This window comes from Armatimonadota bacterium (assembly GCA_031459855.1).
GTDB lineage: Bacteria > Sysuimicrobiota > Sysuimicrobiia > Sysuimicrobiales > Humicultoraceae > Fervidifonticultor > Fervidifonticultor primus.
The window spans coordinates 1,278,453-1,296,029 of the sequence record JAVKHP010000001.1; the positions used below are offsets into that span (position 1 = coordinate 1,278,453).

The following is a 17,577-nucleotide window of genomic DNA, read 5'->3' on the forward strand; positions in this document are numbered from 1 at the left end:
GACAGAATGTCCGTCCGATTCGACCGATCTGATGGCACGCTGCAAGGGCTGCTATTCTGACGCGCCGACTGGGTCTCCTGCGGGGCGGGGCGCAGCACGCGCGGCCCCCCGGCTCCGGCACCTTCGCCGGGGCCCGGCCCGACGCCTGCTCAGGGCGCGGTCCAAAGCAGCGTCACCCCGGAGACAGCGAAGTAGACGCTGGTGGCGAGCACGAAGACGCCGCAGACGCCGAGCAGTGCGCGATGCGCGCGCGGCGGAATCCGCCCGCGTCCTGCGCCCACCACCAGCGCCAGCACGCTGCACCAGCCCAGGTCCAGCGCGAGGTGCCCCACCAGGAAGAGCGCGAGCAGCGCAGGGGCCCCAAACCGCGCGAACAGCACGTAGTACGCCGCCCCCACCGTCGCCCACCAGAGCAGCCAGTAGGGGTTGAACACGGTGGCCAGCAGACCTGCGCGCACCACCGCGGCGCCGCTGCCCGCAGGCGCCGGAACGGCCGCGGGCGCAGCGCCCGCCTCCGCGCCCTGGCGCGCGGCCTGCACGATGCCCCAGCCCATCCATGCCAGCACGACACCGCCGACGAGCCCGATCGCGCCCACGACCACCGGTTGCTGCAGCAGGCGGCTCGTGCCCAGGGCCAACGCGGCGAACATGCCCACCTCGGCCACGGCGTGGCCCAGGGTGACCAGCGGGCCGGCCGCCGCGCCCCGCCGGGCGCCTTCGCTCACGGCCAGCGCCGACACCGGTCCTGGCATCAGGACGCCCGAGAGGCTGACCGCCCACCAGCTCAGCGAGACGAGAAGCAGGTCGCCCGCGGCCACGGCGTCGGCGGCGGGCCCTTATGCCCGCGCGCGGGTCCGCGCGGCCAGCCCCTCGCGGATCCTCGTGTAGAGCGCCTGGGCCGCCGCGGCGAAGAGCCGCGCGTCGCTGGTGGCGCCGACGAAGGTGAACCCCTGCTCCACCCGTTCGAGCACCTCCTCGGCACCGCCGCACAGGTAGCCTGCGGCCTTCCCGTGCCGCTGGGCCGCCCGCAACACGCGCTCGCACGCCGCCCGGAACGCCGGATGGTCGAACTGCCGGAAGACCCCCAGGCTGGTCGAGAGGTCGTTGGGCCCGATGAAGAGCACGTCCACCCCGGGCGTGGCCGCGATCTCCTCGACGGCGTCCAGGGCGCCCGGTGTCTCGATCTGGATGACGACCAGGACTTCCTGGTTGAACGTCCGGTAGTACTCGGGCAGGTCCAGGCCGTAGCGCGTGAGCCGGGCACCGGCCACCCCCCGGATGCCCTCCGGCGGGAACTTGGCGGCGGCCACCGCCGCCTGCGCGTCCCGGGCCGAGTGTACCAGGGGCACGACGACCCCGAGTCCGCCCCGGTCGAGGGCCTGCTTGATCAGCGGGACCTCGTTCCCCGCCACGCGCACGATGGGCACCACGGGCGTGCCCTTGATCGCCCGCAGCATGTCCTCCAGGCGCTCGCCGGCGATGGGCGAGTGCTCGGTATCGAAGACCATCCAGTCCATGCCGAACGACGCCAGCAGTTCCACCAGCGAGGGCGACGGCAGGCTGATCCAGTGGCCGATGACGGGTTCGCCGGCTCGCAGGCGGGCTTTCACGGGATTGGTGATCACGCGTGCCACACCTCCACAGCGTCACGGTCTCGGTGACGGGTTCACCGCGGGCGTGCCGCGGGCCTGCCGGCTCGTCGGGCCGCGTGGGGACGCCACGCCCCGGCAGTCGTCTGTGCGCCGGCGGTCTTCGCATCGCCTCGGGGCCGCGCGGGGTGCCGCACGCCACCACGGAGTGCAGGAATGCAGCGGACCGAGTGTGAACCACATGCTCATGCCGTGATGGGGTCCGCCCTCGTCGTGCTGGGGTCCAGCGGCGCCGTGGTGCCGGCGCACCGGGACAACACCGCGCTGGCGCTGCGCCTGGGCGACGCCATCGTGCTGGTCGACTGTCCCGGCAGCCCCGCCGTGAAGTTGCGCCGGGCGGGGCTCGACCCTCTGCAGCTCGCCGCGGTGGTGATCACGCACACGCACCCCGACCACGTGTACGGACTGCCGTCGCTCGTCCACAACCTGCGGCTGCTGGGGCGGTCGGCGACGCTGCCGATCTTCGTCCTCCCCGAGGACCTCGACAGGGTGCGCCGCCTGCTGGCGGTGTGGGGAGGCGAGTTGCACCCGCCCTTTCTCTCGCTGCGGGTGCTCGCGGCCGATGGCGTGACGCCCTTCTGGGAGCAGGCGGGCCATCGACTCTACGCCCGGCCCGCGGACCACAGCGTGCCGACGTGCGCCGTGCGCTGGGACCTGCCGACCGGTGGCCGGGTGGTCTATTCGAGCGACACCCGGCCGGTGGATGAGCTGGCGGCGTTTGGCCGCGGCGCCGCCGTGATGGTCCACGAGGCCACGTACCTGGAGGACGACGCCGACCACGCCCATGCGGTGGGGCACTCGACGGCGGCCGATGCGGGGCGCATCGCCGCGCAGGCCGGCGCGGGACGGCTGCTGCTGGTGCACCTGACCCCCGACGCCGACCCCTCGCGCTGGGTCGCCGAGGCCCAGGCGGTGTTTCCCGGGCCCGTGGAGGTGCCCGACGACGGCGCCGTCTATCCCCTCGACGGCGGCTGAGCGCGCCGACAGGAGCGATACCCGGCCATCGCGAAGGGCGAAGGAGCACGAGACCACGGTGGCGTCTGTGCGGGGTGCGGTATGCGCGTAGGACTGGCTCAGTACGGTGCCACGCCCGACAAGGCTGCCAACCTCGCCCGCGCACTGGAGGTGCTCGCCGAGGCCGGGCGTCGCGGCGTGGACCTGGTGGTCTTCCCCGAGGTGTTCATGGTCCGCTGGGAAGAGGGTAGGGCGCCGCTGGCCGAGGTCGCCGAGCCGCTCGATGGGCCGTTCGTGCGCGCTCTGGCCGCCGCGGCCGTCGAGCACCGTCTGCATGTGGTGATGGGCATGGCCGAGCGCGCGCCGGGCGAGGCCGTGCGGGCGTACAACACCGCGGTGGTGCTCGGCCCGGACGGTACCGTGCGCGGTGCCTACCGGAAGGTGCACCTGTTCGACGCGTTCGGGTATCGCGAGTCCGACCGCATCGTTCCCGGCAGCGCCCCGCCGCCTGTGGTGTCGACGGCGTTGGGGCGCATCGGGCTGCAGATCTGCTACGACGTGCGCTTCCCCGAGTGGACGCGGCTGCTGGCCCTGGCCGGCGCCGAGGTGGTGGCCATGCCGACGTCGTGGGTGGTCGGGCACCTGAAGGAGGACCACTGGGTGACGCTGGTGCGGGCCCGCGCGCTGGAGAACACCGTGTGGATCGCCGCCGCCGACCAGGTGCGCGCCGATCGCGCGGGCCGTTCCCTCGTGGTCGACCCCATGGGCGTCGTGGTGGCCGACGGCGGCGAGGAGCCCGGGCTGGTGGTGGCCGAGATCGACCTCGCCCGCACGCGCCGCGTGCGCGAGACGCTGCCGGTGCTCGGCCACCGGCGGCCGGAGCTGTACGGGGGGCTGGCGACGGTCGCGCCCGTGGCGCTGGGGTGAGGTTGCGTCGTTCATGAACACGTTCCGGAACCTGGTGCGGGGTTGCGAGATCCGGTGATATCGTGACCTGGAAGTACCCCGCCCTCCTCTGGCTGCTGCTGCTCCCCGCAGGCCTGGCGGGGCTGTACGCCCGCTGGGCGCGCCGTTTCCCCCGCCAGGGGGCTGTGCGCTACCCCGCGACGTTGGCGGCGGCTGCCGCGTCTGCCGGCCGCCCCCTGCGCCGGCACCTCGCCGCAGCGGTCTTCCTCCTGGCCGCAGCCGCGGCGGTGGTGGGCGCGGCCGGCCCCGTGGTGCCCTGGCCCGTGGCGTCCGGCCGTCCTGTGGTGCTGATCATCGACATCAGCCGGAGCATGGAGGAGAACGACATCAAGCCCAGCCGCATCGAGGCCGCCAAGGCCGCGACCCTGGAGTTCATGGACCACCTCCCCCACGCCAGCCGCGCGGCCCTGGTGACGTTCGGCAACTTCGCGTCGGTGGTAGTGCCGCTGACCGACGATCGCGAGCGCATGCGCGAGGGCATTCGCAGCCTGACGACCCAGCTGCGGACCCAACTGGGCAACGGGCTCGTGGAAGGGATCCGCGCGGTGCTGGGCGAGCACCCCACCCCGGGCGCGCCGCCGGGCACCGCCGCACCGTTCACGCCACCGTGGCCGTCGCCAGGGAGTCCGGCACCCTACGCCTCGCCGCCCGGCGGGGCCCGGCCGCCCGACGGTGCTCCTGCGGCGTCGCCGCGCGCCATCGCCATCCTGCTCTCGGACGGCCGCGCCAGCGACGGGATCCCGCCGCTGGAAGCTGCGGCCGAGGCGCGCCGGCGCGGCGTGCGGGTGTACACGGTCGGCGTGGGCACCGCGGCCGATCCGAGCACGCTGCGCAGCGGCTACTGGGGCGTGCTGGACGAGCCCACGCTGCGCGCCATCGCCGCCGCGACCGGCGGCGAGTACTACCACGCCAGCGCCGCGGACCGGCTCCGGCAGGTCTACCGGGACCTGGCGCGCCGCGTGGGCTGGGAGCCCCGTCCCACCGAGGCCGCCGCCCTGGCAGGAGCGGCGGCGCTGGTCCTGCTGGTCGCCGCCGTCGTCGCGCGCGTTTGGTTGGCGCCACTCTCCTGAACACGTCCCAACTTGACGGGGACGCGTGTACAGGGTACGCTATCGGAGTAGTATTTAGGTTAGACTAAAATTTTCCAGCTGATGCGCCCTTCCATCGACAGCCAGGCGACGGCTCGCCCATCCTGGCAGCTCGTCGGCGTACTCGTCCTCGCGCTGGTGGCGGGCTGCAGCCCGCGTGGGGCGCCGTCGACCAGCTCGGGGACGTCGCACGGGAGCGGACCAGCGGGTACGCCTGTCCTCCGGGCGGTCGCGACGTATTCCGTGATCGCCGATCTGGCCCGGCAGGTCGGCGGCGACCGCGTGCAGGTCGTCAGCCTGGTCCCACCGGGCACCGACCCGCACACCTACGAACCCCGGCCCGACGACCTCAAGCGCGTCGCCGACGCGCACGTGATCTTCTACAACGGGCTGAACCTGGAACTGTGGTTTGACAAGCTCGTCCGCGGGTCGGGCACCCGGGCGCGCGTGGTCGTGGCCTCCACGGGCGTGACGCCCATCGTGATCCGGGATCCGCTCAGCCGGTACGACGGCGCCCCCGACCCGCACGCCTGGATGGACGTGCGGCTCGTGATCCAGCACTACGTGCCCACCATCCGCGACGCGTTCATCGCGCTGGATCCCGCTGGCGCCGACCACTACCGGCGCACCGCGGAGCGGTACGTCGCCGAGCTCGACGCCCTCGACCGCGCGATTCGGGCGCAGGTGGCCACCATCCCGCCGCCGCGGCGCAAGCTCGTGACCACCGAGAACGCCATGCACTACTTCGCCGCGCGCTACGGGTTCACGGTCGTCGGCTGGATCTACACCCTGGCACCGGAGGCCGAGCCACCGGCACGCCGAATCGTGGAGCTGGTGGGGAAGATCCGGCAGGAGGCCGTTCCCGCGCTCTTCGTCGACGTCACCCTCAACCGGAAGTTGATGGAGCGGCTGAGCCAGGAGACCGGGGTGCCGATCCGCGGTGCGCTCTACATCGATTCCCTGGGCGCGCCCGGGAGCGGCGCCGACACGTACGCGGGCATGATGCGGGCCAACACCGCGTTGTTGGTCAGAGGCCTGGGAGGCAACGGGCCGTGACGCCGGCGGTCGAGGTCCACAACCTGAGCGTCGCCTACGACACCCGCCCGGTGCTCCTGGGCGTCTCCCTCACCGTGCAGCGGGGCGAGGTGGTCGGGGTCATCGGCCCCAATGGCGCCGGCAAGTCCACCTTCTTCCGGGCGCTGCTGGGGCTGGTGACGCCCTGGACCGGGTGGATCCGGCTGCTGGGCGGCGACGTGACGACCAACCGGCGGTGGGTGGCCTATCTGCCGCAGCGGGAGGCCATCGACTGGGACTTCCCGCTCGTCGTGAGCGACGTGGTCATGATGGGCCGCTATCCCCACCTCGGCTGGGGACGGCGGCCGCGTCCCGAGGACCGGCGGATCGTGGCCGCCTGTCTGGACGCCCTGGGGATTGCCGACCTGCACGACCGGCCCATCGGCGCCCTCTCGGGAGGCCAGCAGCAGCGAACGTTCCTCGCGCGGGCGCTGGCGCAGGAGGCGCAGATCCTGCTGCTCGACGAGCCGTTCATGGGCGTGGATGCGGCCACCGAGCAGGCGATCCTGGCGACGCTGCAGCGGCTGCGCGCCGAGGGGAAAACCGCGCTCATCGTCGACCACGACCTCACGCGCGCCGGGGCCGGCACCTACGACCGGGTCCTCCTGCTGAACCAGCGGCTGGTCGCCTACGGGCCGCCGGCGGAGGTGCTCACGACCGAGGTGCTGCGCACCACCTACGCCGGCCGCCTCACGCCGCTGGAACGCCTTGGGACGCCCGGAGGGCGGTCCGCATGACGCTGCTGCGGTCCCTGGTCGAGCCGCTGCAGTACACGTTCATGCAGCAGGCGCTGGTGGGGGCGATCCTGGTCGGCGTGACCTGCGCCGTGATGGGCAGCTTCCTGCTGGTCAAGCGCTGGGCGTTGCTGGGCGACGCCATCTCCCACGCCGTCCTGCCCGGGGTGGCCGTGGCCTTCCTGCTGGGCGTCCCCTTCGTCGTTGGGGCGCTGGTGACCGGGCTGCTCACCGCGCTTGGCATCGGCTTCGTGGAGCGGCACACGCGCCTCAAGCAGGACGCGGCCATGGGGCTGCTCTTCGTCAGCGCGTTCGCCCTGGGGCTGGCGATCATCAGCCGCATCCGCAGCCCCGTGGATCTGTTCCACGTGCTGTTCGGCAACGTCCTGGCCGTCAGCCGGGGCGACCTGCTGCTCACGGGCAGCGCCGGTCTGGTCGTGGTCCTCACGATCGTCGTCCTCTTCAAGGAGCTGTTGCTGTGGGCGTTCGACCCCACCATGGCGGAGAGCGTGGGGCTGCCGGTGCGCGCGCTGCACTACCTCATGCTCCTGCTCACCTCGCTGACCATCGTGGCGTCGCTGCAGGCCGTCGGGATCGTGCTGGTGATCGCCATGCTCATCGCGCCGCCAGCGACCGCCCTCCTGCTCACGGATCGCTTCCACCGCCTGATCGTCCTGGCCGCGGGCATCGGCGTCGGCGCCGCGGTGGTCGGGCTGTTCCTCTCCTACTACCTCGACGTGGCCTCCGGCGCGGCCATGGCACTGGTCGGCACGCTGGCGTTCGGCCTCGCCCTGGGCTTCTCGCCGCGGCGGGGCCTGGTGGCCCGGGCGCTCCGCCGACGTCGAGCGTCGGTCGAGGCCCGCGTGGACGACTACCTCAAGGCGCTCTTCGCCCAGCCGGCGGGCCACGCGACCCTCCCGGAGGTCCTGGGCAACCGGCTGAGTGAGCCCGCGCCGACCGTCCGCGCCACCGTCCGCCGTCTGGTCGACCTCGGCCTCGCGGAGGTGACGCCGCACGGGGTGCGGCTCACCGCACGGGGACGGCGGCAGGCGGCGGAGGTCGTGCGGGCCCACCGGCTCTGGGAGCGGTTCCTGGTCGACCGCGCCGGCCTGCCCTGGGAGGAGGTGCATGCCGCGGCCGACCGGATGGAGCACGGCAGCACCCCGGACGTCACCCAGGAGCTGGCACGGGCCGTGGGGGGGCTCGCCGTCGACCCGCACGGCGCGCCGATCCCGACCGAAGAGGGCGCGGTCGCCGGTCCGGAGGAAGAGTACCTGCTCTCGGAGTTGCAGCCGGGCCAGGGGGCGGTGGTGACGCGCGTCGAGGACGAGGACCCGGAGACCCTGCGGGCCCTGTCGGCCCTGGGGCTCGTGCCGGGCCGGGCGATCCGGCTCCTCGCTGCCACCCGTGAGGGCCTGACGGTCGCCGTGGACGGTGTCGAGACCGCCGTCGCCCGCCGCATCGCGCGCAGCGTGTTCGTGACCCCGACCGGGGAGTCCCGCCCGACCTGACCGGGCCGGGCCCGCGCGCTTACACCTCGAGCGGCACGCCCGGTGCCGGCTGCAGGATGCGCACCTCGGGGACCAGCGCCTGCCACAGCTCGGCCTTCTCGGTGTGCACCGGCACCAGCACCTCGGGCTGCAGCGTCCGCACCATGCGGACCAGGTCGACCTGGCCGGCGTGGCCCGAGGCGTGGGTGTTGAGCCGTCGGCGCACCCCCAGCAGGTCCAACCAGTTGTGCAACCGCCACAGGTCGCGGGCCTGCTCTTCGTCGTGGGCTTCGCTGGCCGAGAAGATGTACAGCGCGTCGGCGCCGATGCCCAGGTCGACGAGGTTCTGGACGTCCCAGAAGGACAGCGCGAAGATCATGCGATGCGCCTCCGGCCGCAACTGCTCGGCGGTCCGCGCGGTGGGCCAGGCCAGGACCCGCCGCTCCCAGGTCTCGTAGTCCTTGTCGCTGTAGGTGCCGCTCTGCTTGCGCTCCTTCAGGATCAGCAGGGGCTCCGTGCGCACGTCCGGCACCAGCGGGTGGCTGCCGTGCAGGCGGTCGAGGAGGAAGGCGTCCTGCGGGAGCACGACCAGCGACCGGTGGGTCTCGCGGGCGATGCGGACGAAGGTGGCCAGGCGGTACAGGTCTCGGGGGGCGAAGTCGGCGATCACGGGGCCTGGGGCCTCGCGCACGGCGGCCAGGGCCTCGGCGAACACGTGGTCCTCGGTGCGGCGGTCGGTGACGTCGAGCCGTGTGCCCTCGGCGATCAGCATCCACACGCCGTCGCGGGCGGCTGCGGCGAGCATCGCCTCGCTGAGGTGCGCCTCCGGACCGTGGAAGCGCAGGTCCCCCGTGTAGAGCACCGGGCCGCGCGTGGTGTGCAGCAGGAACGCCACACAGCCCAGCATCGAGTGGTCGACCGGCAGGGGCGTCACGTGCAGGCGTCCCAGGGGCACCGGGCCGGTGAGCGTGCGAAAGGGCCGCACGACCACGCCGCGGTCGCCCGGGAAAGCCGGCCGCGGGCGGAAGTTGACGATCTCGCTCTCGAACTCGCGCGCGCGGCTGTCCTGGATCGCCGCCAGCGTGCCGTGGGTCAGCGGGGAGCAGTAGACAGGGATGCGCTCGTCGAGGAAGGCGATGTGGCCCGCGTGGTCGAGGTGGGCATGGGAGAGCAGCACCGCGTCCACGGCGGGGAGATCGTGCACCGGGAGCCCGCAGGGGGCGATCCGCAGCAGGTCCCGCCGGTAGATGCCCGGCACCGTGGGGAGCACGCCGGTCACCAGCAGGTCGGTGAGCCCCGCGGCCGTGCGCGGTTTCAGGTACTCCTCGAAGAAGCGCTTGCGTCGCGCGTAGGAGATCCTGAAGTCCAGGAAGACGCGGGTCTCGCCGTCGTCCAGCAGGATCTTGTTCCCGCCGATCTCGTCCGCGCCGCCGTAGACCGTGAGCCGGAGCATTGCGCCCTCTGCCAGGCGTCGCCGGCGTGCCGCGAGCCGGGTTACGCCGGTCGCCTCGGCTCCTGCGCCCGCGCGTACTCCCGGCGGCGCCTGGCGATGGTGCGCAGGTGGTGGTCCACGTGGTCCACGGCGTGTGCCACGATCTGCTCCACGGTCTGCGGACCGGCCTGCGGGTGCTGCCCGACGCGCTGCCAGGCCTCGGGCGGCATCTGGCGCAGCAGGTCGGCCGTGGCCTCGCGGACCGCGCGCAGCAGCGCCAGCGAGGCGTCCAGTGATCGGCCGGCGTAGTCCAGGGTCCGTCCCCAGCGCTCCTGGTCGAACGGAATGACGGCAACGCCGGGGTCGGCCAGGATGTAGCGCAGGCGTGCCGCCAACACCAGATCGGCATCGGCCAGGTGCACGACGTGCTGATGGATGCTCCAGTGGCCCTGACCGGGTGTGAAGCGCAGCTCATCCGCAGACAGCCCCCGCACGGCCGCGGTCACGAGGCGCGGACCTTCGACGTAGGCGTTGAGGAGCATGGCGATGCGCTCGGCTGCCGACATGCGATCTCCTCCGGGCAGGGATCGCCTGCGGCTTCGCGGCAGGCGCCGGTGATCCCTCCCCTGGTGTCGCTCCCCGTACGTCGGGCAACCTCTGGCCGATACACGAAGTGCGCTACACTGAAGGCGAAGGAGCGTTGCGTGGCTGGGGGCATGGGTCGGATCCTTGTGTTGCTGTTCGGTGTGCTGGCGGTCGGTGCGCCGGGCCTCGGGGCGTGGGGCCCTCCGGTGGTCGCGGTACCGCCTGCGCCAGCGCTCGCGCTGCTCGACGTCGCCCATGGGCTCGAAGCCCGTGCGCTGGTGGTCACCGGGACCGTGCGCAATCGCGGGACCGTCCCGGTGCGCGGCATCGCCGTCGACGTGACCGGCACCACCCCTTCGGGCGCGCCGGCGTTCTTTGGCAGCGATGGTGTGCCCTGGCCGCTGGAGCCCGGTGCCGCGACCCGGTTCACGGTGCGCCTGCCCCTGGGCGATCGCGTGGTGCGTGCGTACGTGGTGGAGGTCTGGCTGGCCGGCGGCATCCGGCAGGTGCTGGCCAGCGCGCGGCGCGAGGTGGATCCGTTCCTCTACCTCCCCGTGCTGCCCGCCATGGTGCGCGTGGAGGGCGGCGTGCGGGGCGACGCCCTGGAGGTGCGTAGCCGCACCGGTGATCTGCCGGTGACGCACGTGCTGGTCGACGCCACCGTGAGCCTCCCGGGCCGGCCGACCAACAGCCTGGAGCGTTTCGCCCTGCACGTGCCGGCCAACGGCCGCGCAACGCTCCCGCTGGGCACCCGGGGCGCCTTCCTGGTGGCCCTACGCGTGGTCGACGTCCGCATCCAGCGGACCTGGCTGGAGTGACGGTGAACTCTCGATCTGGGAGGTGCCCATGGCCCAGCGTGCGGTGGTGATCGGTGGCGGCGCGATCGGGGCGGCCGCAGCCTACTTCCTGGCCGCCGATGGCTGGGACGTCACGCTGGTCGAGCGCGGCCAGGTGGGCCGCGGCTGCTCGTACGGCAACGCGTGCCTGATCGTGCCCAGCCACGCGCATCCGCTCCCGCAACCCGGCGTCGTGGGCGAGGCGCTGCGCTGGCTGCTGCACCCTGCTGGCCCGGTGTACATCCGCCCGCGGTTCGATCGGCACCTCGTAGCGTGGCTGTGGCGGTTCTGGCGGGCGTGCACGCCCGCGGCTGCGGCCCGGGCCCACGACGCGCTGGTGGCACTGGGGCGGTTCAGTTTGGCGCAGTACGAGGACCTGGCGCGCACCGTCGCGTGCTCGGTCTTCTTCCAGCGCCGCGGGCTCCTGCACGTCTACCTTGGTCCCCGGGCCGCGGAGCACGCGCGGGCCGAGCAGGCACGCTACGCCGCCGACGGTTTCCCCGGCCGCGTGCTGCTCCGCGACGAGCTGCTGGCGTTCGAGCCGGCCCTGTCCCCGCGCGTGGGCGCCGGCCTCTACCTCGAGGGCGAGGCTCATGGCGACTCGTTCGCGTTCACCCGAGCCCTGGCCGAGGCCGCGACGGCCCGCGGGGCGCGGGTGGTGACAGGGCGCACGGCGGCGCGCATCAGCACCCGCGACGGTCGCGTGACCGGCGTGCGCGTCGACGGCGCCCGCAACGAGGACGTACCGGCCGACGTCGTGGTGCTGGCTGCCGGCGCCTGGTCGCCGGGGCTGGCTGCGACGCTCGGCCTGCGCATCCCGATGCAGCCGGCCAAAGGCTACAGCTGCACCGTGCGGCCGCGCGGGCTGGCGCCGTCGGTGCCGCTGTACGTCATCGGCCGCCGCGTGGCCATTACGCCGCTTGGGGACCGGCTGCGCTTTGGGGGCACGCTGGAGCTCGCCGGCTACGACGAGCGGATCGACCCGCGGCGCTACCGTGCCGTGGTGGCCGCCGCTCGCGAGGTGCTGCGCGACGACCTGGCGTGGGACCACGAAGAGGCGTGGTGCGGCCTCCGACCGCTCCTGCCCGACGGCCTGCCGCTCATCGGGCGCGTGCCGTGGGTCGACGGCGCGATCGTGGCCACCGGGCACGCCATGCTGGGGTTCACGCTGGCGGCGGGCACCGGGCGCGTCGTCGCCGACCTGGCGGCCGGTCGCCCGCCGGCCGTGCCCCTGGAGGCCTTTGCCGTCGACCGGTTTGGCCGCGCGTGAGTATGGACCAGGCGGGCGATCGCATGAGCGCAGCGGCGCCGTCGGCGGTCGTGACGTGCTCGCCCCGCGTGCGGCGGGTGCGGGCCCCCAACCCGTCGCCGATGACCGGCACGGGTACCAACACCTACCTGGTGGGCCACGACGCTATCACCGTGATCGATCCGGGCCCGGACGACACGCGCCACGTGGCCGCGGTGCTGGCGGCCACCGGCGGCAGGCCCGTGCGGTGGATCCTCGTGACGCACCGGCACAGCGACCACGCGCCGGCCGCCGCGGCACTGGCCCAGGCCACGGGCGCCGCCGTGCTGGCCCTGGCCGGCAGCTCCGTGCCCCACGACCGCGCCCTGTGCGACGGCGAGGTGGTCGAGGGCCCGGACTACACGCTGGACGTCCTGCACACGCCCGGGCACGCCTCCGACCATCTGTGTGCCCTGCTGCGGGAGGAGCGCGCGCTGTTCGCGGGCGACCTGGTCGCGCAGGGCTCCACCGTGGTGATCGCCCCACCCGATGGCGACATGGCCGCCTACCTGCGGTCGCTGGCGCGCGTACGCACGCTGGACCTCGCGCGCCTGTACCCGGGCCACGGCGAGCCCGTGGACGCGCCGCGGGCGCTGCTTGACGAGTACATCGCGCACCGGCTGATGCGCGAACAGCAGATCCTGAACGCCCTGCAGGACGGTCCGCGGCGTATCGAGGAGCTCGTGGCCGCGATCTACACCGACGTGCCCGCGGCGTTGCACCCCGTCGCGGCCAGGTCGGTGCTGGCGCACCTCCTCAAGCTGCGGGCCGAGGGCCGCGTGGCCGGCGAGGAAGGCGCGCCCTGGACGTTGCTGGCGTGACCGCCGGCGACCGACAACGCCGGCAGCCCCCATGTGCTTCCGCCAGGGGCCGGACCGACACCGGGACAACCTCGCAGTCCCGCCTCCCGGCGGCGAAGACCGGGGATCTGAGGCCGCTCAGGTCGTCGTCGGACCCGTGGCCGCGTCGTCATCGGCGACGACCTGCTCCAGCAGCGCGTACAGGTCGGCCAGGCGTCGCTCGGCCGCCTCGTACTCGGCACGTACTGTCCGCACCTGTTGCGCGTCACGGTACAGGTCCGGATCGGCCAGGCGCCGGCCCAGGTCGTCGAGGGCGCGCTCGGCCGCGGCGATCTGCGCCGCGACCTCCTCGAAGGTCGGCACCGGTGGTCGCGCGGCGTGGCCCTGGGTCGGGTCGCGGCCGCGCCCGCGGGCGGCAGCCGCCCCGGGTGGCCGCGTGGGGGCCGCGTGCTGGCGCTGGCGCAACTCGCGGTAGCTGCCGTGGAAGTCGTGCAGGCCGTCGTCGCCCAGCGTGAGGATGCGCGTCGCCAGGCGCTCCAGCAGGTAGCGGTCGTGGGTGGCCACGATCATCGTCCCGGGGAACCCGGCCAGCGCCGCCTCCAATGCTTCCCGCGACGGGATGTCGAGGTGGTTCGTCGGCTCGTCCAGGAGCAGCAGGTTCGGTGTGTCGAGCAGCAGCTTCGCGAGCACCAGCCGCTGGCGCTCGCCGCCCGAGAGCGTCGCCACCGGCTTGAAGACGTCGTCGCCCGAGAAGAGGAAGCGCCCCAGGTAGCGCCGGATCTCCTCAGGGGGCTGGGGGCGGTCGGCCAGCACTTCGTCCAGCACGGTGCGGGCGTCGTCGAGCACGGTCGTGGCGTCCTGGGCGAAGTAGCGCGGCACGACCCCCGCACCCAGGATCACCCGTCCGCTGGAGGGCGCCTCCAGTCCGGCGATCAGTCGCAGCAGCGTGGACTTGCCGGTACCGTTGGGACCCAGCAGGCCGATGCGCTCGCCGCGGAGGACGTCGAGGCTGACGTTGCGCACGACCTCCGGTCCGCCGTCGTAGCGCTTGCTGACCTCCCGCAGCCGGACGACCAGCTGGCCAGAGGCCGGGGCCGCGGACGCTGCCAGGCGCAGCGACCGCTGGCGACGCGGGGGCGCAGCCGGGGCGGCCTGCAGGCGCGCCAGCGTCTTCTGGCGGCTCCGGGCCTGGGCCGCGCGTTGCCCCGCGTGATAGCGTCGAATGTAGTCCTCGAGCCTTGCGATCTCCTCCTGGCGGCGCTCCCATGCCTCCTGCTCCTGGCGGGCGCGGAGCGCCTTCTGCGCCGCGTAGGCGCTGTAGGTGCCCCGGTAGGTCGTCAGCCGTGTGTCCTCCACCTCGACGATGCGCGTGGCGACGGTATCCAGGAGCGACCGATCGTGGCTGACGATCAGGCACGCACCCGGGAAGGCGACCAGGTAGGTCTCCAGCCACTCGGTCGCCGCCAGGTCCAGGTGATTGGTGGGCTCGTCCAGCAGCAGCAGGTCGGGCTCGCGGAGCAGCACCCGAGCCAGTTCCGCGCGCGCCCGCCATCCGCCGCTCAGTTCGTCCAGTCGCTGCCCCACGCCGGCGGCGTCGAAGCCCAGGCCGGCCAGCACCTCCCGCGCCCGGGGTTCCAGCGTGAAGCCGCCCAGGTGCTCGAAGTGCGCGCGCACATGGGCGTACTCGTCGAGCACGGCCTCCAGCCGTGCGGGGTCCTGGAGCACCCCGGGCTGCGCCATGAGCTGCTCGAGGGCGTGCGCTCGCGCCGCGAGCGCGTGCACCTCGGTGGCGGCGGCCAGCACATGCGCCCACACTGTCGTCGCACCCGCGGGCGGCGGGGCCTGCGGGAGGTAGGCGATGCGCGCCCACCCTGCGATGGCGACGCGCCCCGTGTCGGGCTCCTCCAGCCCCGCCGCCAGGCGGAGCAGCGTGGTCTTGCCCGCGCCGTTGCGGCCGACCACGCCGAGTTTCTCGCCCGGCTCCAGTGCGAACGTCACCTCGCGCAGCACGGCGTGTGCGCCGTAGGCCTTGGACACCTCGGTGAACGCCAGCAGGGGCATGGATACCTGACCTTAGGCCCGCGGCCGGCGCGCTGTCAACCGCCAGGGGCGGGAGTCCACGATTCCACCCCGCCGCACCCGCCGCGGACGTTCGCGCTTGTCCCCCTATCCACCGCTAATCACGCTTGTCTCGCGCCGCGGGTCCAGGGCTCCCACCGGCCCGCCGTGGGGCAGGCCATGGGCTCCCTCGTCGCCGGCAGCCCGGCCCTGCATTGCGGGGCGCAGCGGGGCCCACAGGAACTTCCCCCGGCGGCGTCCAAGAGCCCACCGCGACGCCCACAGCACCATCGCCGAGGGAGGGAGGATCGTGCCTCTCACGCCGGACACGCTCGCCGCGCTGCGCACGCTGTCCAGCCCCACGGTCGCCAACGCCATCGAGACGTTTCGCGTGCGGCCCCGGGAGGCCGGCAACCTCGCCGCCGGGATCCGGGCCCTGTTCCCCGAGCTCGGGCCGATGGTGGGCTATGCCGTCACCGCGGTGGTGCGCGCCGAGCGCCCCGCCCCCGAAGGGCGCCGCGCCAGCACCTTCGCGTGGTGGGACTACGTGCTGACGATGCCGGCGCCCCGCGTGGTGGTAGTCCACGACCTCGACGACCCGCGCGGCCAGGGTGCCTTCTGGGGCGAGGTGCAGGCGAACATCCACATGGCGCTCGGGTGCGTGGGCACCGTGACCGACGGCTCCGTGCGCGACCTGGACGAGGTCCGCGCGCTGGGGTTCCAGTGCTGCGCCGCGCACGTCTCGGTCTCGCACGCCAACGTACACCTGGTGGACTTCGGCATCCCCGTCAAGGTCGGCGGCGTCTGGATCGCCCCCGGCGACCTGCTCCACGCCGACCAGCACGGCGTCGTGGTGATCCCCGCCGAGGTGGCCGAGCGCATCCCCGAGGCCGCCGAGCGCATCGCCGCGGACGAGCAACGCATCATCCAGGTCTGTCAGAGCGGCGGGTTCTCGCTGGAGCGCCTGAAGGCCGTCTACAAGGCGGTGCGTCCCGACGCGTACTGAGGCACCATCGGGCTGCCCGTCCGCCGCGCCGCGGCGGGGTCGGTGCCCGTAGCCACTGGTGCGTCCGCGCGGCGCTACCGTCGCAGGTAGGCGTCTGCGCCCGCGATCCAGTCCTGCCGCGGCGGGCTGAAGATGTCCACGTCGACGACGTCCTCCAGGGCCTCGGCACCGTGGGGGAGGTTGCTGGGGATCAGGAGCATCTCGCCGGCCCGCAGGACAACCTCGCGGTCGGGGAAGGTGAAGCGCAGCGTGCCGCTCAGGCAGTAGGAGAGCTGCTCGTTCTCGTGCTGGTGCGTGGGGACCACGGCGCCCGCCTTGAGCTCCAGCACCGCGCACATGATACGGTCGCCCCAGAACATGCGGCGGGTGATCTTGGGATTCACCGTCTCGGGGGGCATGGCAGCCAGGACATGGTGCTGCAGGTCAGCCATCCGTCGCCTCCTGTACGTGAACTCCGGACACGGGGAGGGTTGCACGTCGGTCGGTGGCTTCCTGCTGCAGGAAGCGCCGGCGGTCGAAGCTAACCAAGAGGGCGCTTTCGTACAACCCGACACAGCCGCAGAGGAGGAGCGTGATGAAGTACCGCCGCCTGGGCGCGTCCGGGCTGGAGGTCTCGGTCGTTGGCGTGGGGTGCAACAACTTCGGCCGCGCCTGCGACGCCGCCCAGACCGCACGCGTGGTGCACGCCGCGCTGGACCGGGGCATCACCTTCTTCGACACCGCCGAGATCTACGGCGAGACCAGATCCGAGGAGTACCTGGGGCGCGCCCTGGAGGGACGCCGCGACCGGGCGGTGATCGCCACGAAGGTCGGCTGGCGGGTCGGGCCGGGCCCGAACGAGGGCGGCGCCTCGCGCCGGCGCATCCTGCAGGCCATCGAAGGCAGCCTGCGGCGCCTGCGCACGGACCACGTGGACCTCTACCAGATCCACCAGTGGGATCCCCACACGCCCATCGAGGAGACGCTGGCGGCGCTGGACGCGTTGGTGCGGCAGGGCAAGGTGCGCTACATCGGGTGCTCCAACTTCGCGGCCTGGCAGCTGGTCTGGGCGCTGTGGACCGGTGACCGCCGGGGGTTCGCCCCCTTCGTGTCGGTCCAGCCCCACTACAGCCTCTTGCACCGGGAGCCGGAGGCTGAGCTGCTGCCGGCCTGCCAGGCCCTGGGCGTCGGCGTGATCCCCTATTTCCCCCTGGCGGGCGGCATGCTCACGGGCAAGTACCGGGAGGACGCCCCGCCGCCGCCGGGGACGCGCTTCGAGGCCCTGGAACGCATGCGGGTGCGGTTCGCCACACCGCGCAACTTCGCGATCGTGCGGGCGCTGGAGGCGTGGGTTCAGCCGAGGGGACGCACGCTGGCCGAGCTGGCCATCGCCTGGCTGCTGGCGCGGCCGGCGGTGTGCACCGTGATTACCGGCGCGACCACGCCCGAGCAGATCGAGGCCAACGCCCGGGCGGCCGACTGGGAGTTGACGGCGGTCGAGGTCGAGGAGGTGGCGGCGCTGGCGCCGATGGGGTAGCCGCAGCCTCCAGCACGTGCAGAGATCGATGGCCGAGGGCGCATTCCCTTCAGCGTACCTCATGCGCACATGCGCCGCACCATCATCTCCCCGGAGATCGG

Annotated in this window: 17 protein-coding genes; 11 read left to right on the forward strand and 6 right to left on the reverse strand. The window is 73.3% G+C overall.

What is annotated here, in order from left to right:
• Positions 1 to 149: 149 nt before the first annotated feature.
• Positions 150 to 818, reverse strand: a complete 669-nt coding sequence (locus QN157_05865; protein MDR7555118.1) for a LysE family transporter — start codon at positions 816 to 818, stop codon at positions 150 to 152.
• Between the two features lie 18 nt (positions 819 to 836).
• Positions 837 to 1,625, reverse strand: a complete 789-nt coding sequence (locus QN157_05870; protein MDR7555119.1) for an aldolase/citrate lyase family protein — start codon at positions 1,623 to 1,625, stop codon at positions 837 to 839.
• A gap of 219 nt (positions 1,626 to 1,844) precedes the next feature.
• Here QN157_05870 and QN157_05875 point away from each other — a divergent pair, with 219 nt between their 5' ends.
• The 6 genes from QN157_05875 to QN157_05900 all read left to right on the forward strand — a co-directional run bounded on the left by QN157_05875 (position 1,845) and on the right by QN157_05900 (position 7,976).
• The gene (locus QN157_05875; protein ID MDR7555120.1) at positions 1,845 to 2,624 is read left to right on the forward strand and encodes an MBL fold metallo-hydrolase; all 780 of its coding nucleotides are present in this window, start codon (positions 1,845 to 1,847) and stop codon (positions 2,622 to 2,624) included.
• 81 nt (positions 2,625 to 2,705) lie between these two features.
• Complete coding sequence (locus QN157_05880) at positions 2,706 to 3,530, forward strand: carbon-nitrogen hydrolase family protein (GenBank protein MDR7555121.1); 825 nt, start codon at positions 2,706 to 2,708, stop codon at positions 3,528 to 3,530.
• A 62-nt stretch (positions 3,531 to 3,592) separates the two neighbouring features.
• Positions 3,593 to 4,639, forward strand: coding sequence for a VWA domain-containing protein (locus QN157_05885; protein ID MDR7555122.1), 1,047 nt, complete (start codon positions 3,593 to 3,595; stop codon positions 4,637 to 4,639).
• 81 nt (positions 4,640 to 4,720) lie between these two features.
• On the forward strand, positions 4,721 to 5,713 hold the full coding sequence (locus QN157_05890) for a zinc ABC transporter substrate-binding protein (protein ID MDR7555123.1): 993 nt from the start codon (positions 4,721 to 4,723) through the stop codon (positions 5,711 to 5,713).
• Positions 5,710 to 6,468 (forward strand): metal ABC transporter ATP-binding protein, encoded by a 759-nt coding sequence (locus QN157_05895; protein MDR7555124.1) that lies wholly within the window; start codon positions 5,710 to 5,712, stop codon positions 6,466 to 6,468. Before QN157_05890 ends, QN157_05895 begins: the two co-directional genes overlap by 4 nt.
• A complete protein-coding gene (locus QN157_05900) occupies positions 6,465 to 7,976 on the forward strand; it encodes a metal ABC transporter permease (GenBank protein MDR7555125.1) in 1,512 nt (503 codons plus the stop codon). Before QN157_05895 ends, QN157_05900 begins: the two co-directional genes overlap by 4 nt.
• Positions 7,977 to 7,995: 19 nt before the next feature.
• On the opposite strand, the gene QN157_05905 is transcribed toward QN157_05900, so the two are convergent.
• Positions 7,996 to 9,408, reverse strand: a complete 1,413-nt coding sequence (locus QN157_05905; protein ID MDR7555126.1) for an MBL fold metallo-hydrolase — start codon at positions 9,406 to 9,408, stop codon at positions 7,996 to 7,998.
• Positions 9,409 to 9,449: 41 nt separating this feature from the next.
• Complete coding sequence (locus tag QN157_05910; protein ID MDR7555127.1) at positions 9,450 to 9,953, reverse strand: DinB family protein; 504 nt, start codon at positions 9,951 to 9,953, stop codon at positions 9,450 to 9,452.
• A 150-nt stretch (positions 9,954 to 10,103) separates the two neighbouring features.
• Between QN157_05910 and QN157_05915 the strand changes: the two genes are divergently transcribed.
• Genes QN157_05915 through QN157_05925 form a run of 3 tightly spaced genes read left to right on the forward strand, consistent with a single transcriptional unit; the run spans position 10,104 to position 12,917 of the window.
• Positions 10,104 to 10,790, forward strand: a complete 687-nt coding sequence (locus QN157_05915) for a hypothetical protein (GenBank protein MDR7555128.1) — start codon at positions 10,104 to 10,106, stop codon at positions 10,788 to 10,790.
• Between the two features lie 28 nt (positions 10,791 to 10,818).
• Entirely contained in the window at positions 10,819 to 12,078 is a 1,260-nt protein-coding gene (locus QN157_05920) for an FAD-dependent oxidoreductase (GenBank protein MDR7555129.1), read from the forward strand.
• Between the two features lie 23 nt (positions 12,079 to 12,101).
• The gene (locus tag QN157_05925) at positions 12,102 to 12,917 is read left to right on the forward strand and encodes an MBL fold metallo-hydrolase (protein MDR7555130.1); all 816 of its coding nucleotides are present in this window, start codon (positions 12,102 to 12,104) and stop codon (positions 12,915 to 12,917) included.
• 117 nt (positions 12,918 to 13,034) lie between these two features.
• On the opposite strand, the gene QN157_05930 is transcribed toward QN157_05925, so the two are convergent.
• Positions 13,035 to 14,957 carry an ABC-F family ATP-binding cassette domain-containing protein gene (locus QN157_05930; protein ID MDR7555131.1) on the reverse strand — a complete coding sequence of 641 codons (1,923 nt, stop codon included), beginning with the start codon at positions 14,955 to 14,957 and terminating at the stop codon, positions 13,035 to 13,037.
• A 307-nt stretch (positions 14,958 to 15,264) separates the two neighbouring features.
• On the opposite strand from QN157_05930, the gene QN157_05935 reads away from it, so the two are divergent.
• Positions 15,265 to 15,960 (forward strand): RraA family protein, encoded by a 696-nt coding sequence (locus QN157_05935; GenBank protein MDR7555132.1) that lies wholly within the window; start codon positions 15,265 to 15,267, stop codon positions 15,958 to 15,960.
• Between the two features lie 74 nt (positions 15,961 to 16,034).
• Here QN157_05935 and QN157_05940 read toward each other — a convergent pair whose 3' ends face one another.
• Positions 16,035 to 16,391: a cupin domain-containing protein gene (locus QN157_05940; protein ID MDR7555133.1), complete on the reverse strand. Its 357-nt coding sequence runs from the start codon at positions 16,389 to 16,391 to the stop codon at positions 16,035 to 16,037.
• A gap of 143 nt (positions 16,392 to 16,534) precedes the next feature.
• On the opposite strand from QN157_05940, the gene QN157_05945 reads away from it, so the two are divergent.
• Entirely contained in the window at positions 16,535 to 17,476 is a 942-nt protein-coding gene (locus QN157_05945; GenBank protein MDR7555134.1) for an aldo/keto reductase, read from the forward strand.
• Positions 17,477 to 17,577 lie beyond the last annotated feature (101 nt).

Bases quoted from the DNA above. Each gene is read 5' to 3' on its own strand.
- QN157_05875 (MDR7555120.1), top strand. From the start codon at position 1,845: ATGGGGTCCGCCCTCGTCGTGCTGGGGTCCAGCGGCGCCGTGGTGCCG.
- QN157_05910 (MDR7555127.1), bottom strand. From the start codon at position 9,953: ATGTCGGCAGCCGAGCGCATCGCCATGCTCCTCAACGCCTACGTCGAA.
- QN157_05945 (MDR7555134.1), top strand. From the start codon at position 16,535: ATGAAGTACCGCCGCCTGGGCGCGTCCGGGCTGGAGGTCTCGGTCGTT.
- QN157_05920 (MDR7555129.1), top strand. From the start codon at position 10,819: ATGGCCCAGCGTGCGGTGGTGATCGGTGGCGGCGCGATCGGGGCGGCC.
- QN157_05900 (MDR7555125.1), top strand. From the start codon at position 6,465: ATGACGCTGCTGCGGTCCCTGGTCGAGCCGCTGCAGTACACGTTCATG.
- QN157_05930 (MDR7555131.1), bottom strand. From the start codon at position 14,957: ATGCCCCTGCTGGCGTTCACCGAGGTGTCCAAGGCCTACGGCGCACAC.
- QN157_05925 (MDR7555130.1), top strand. From the start codon at position 12,102: ATGAGCGCAGCGGCGCCGTCGGCGGTCGTGACGTGCTCGCCCCGCGTG.
- QN157_05915 (MDR7555128.1), top strand. From the start codon at position 10,104: ATGGGTCGGATCCTTGTGTTGCTGTTCGGTGTGCTGGCGGTCGGTGCG.
- QN157_05905 (MDR7555126.1), bottom strand. From the start codon at position 9,408: ATGCTCCGGCTCACGGTCTACGGCGGCGCGGACGAGATCGGCGGGAAC.
- QN157_05880 (MDR7555121.1), top strand. From the start codon at position 2,706: ATGCGCGTAGGACTGGCTCAGTACGGTGCCACGCCCGACAAGGCTGCC.
- QN157_05940 (MDR7555133.1), bottom strand. From the start codon at position 16,391: ATGGCTGACCTGCAGCACCATGTCCTGGCTGCCATGCCCCCCGAGACG.
- QN157_05890 (MDR7555123.1), top strand. From the start codon at position 4,721: ATGCGCCCTTCCATCGACAGCCAGGCGACGGCTCGCCCATCCTGGCAG.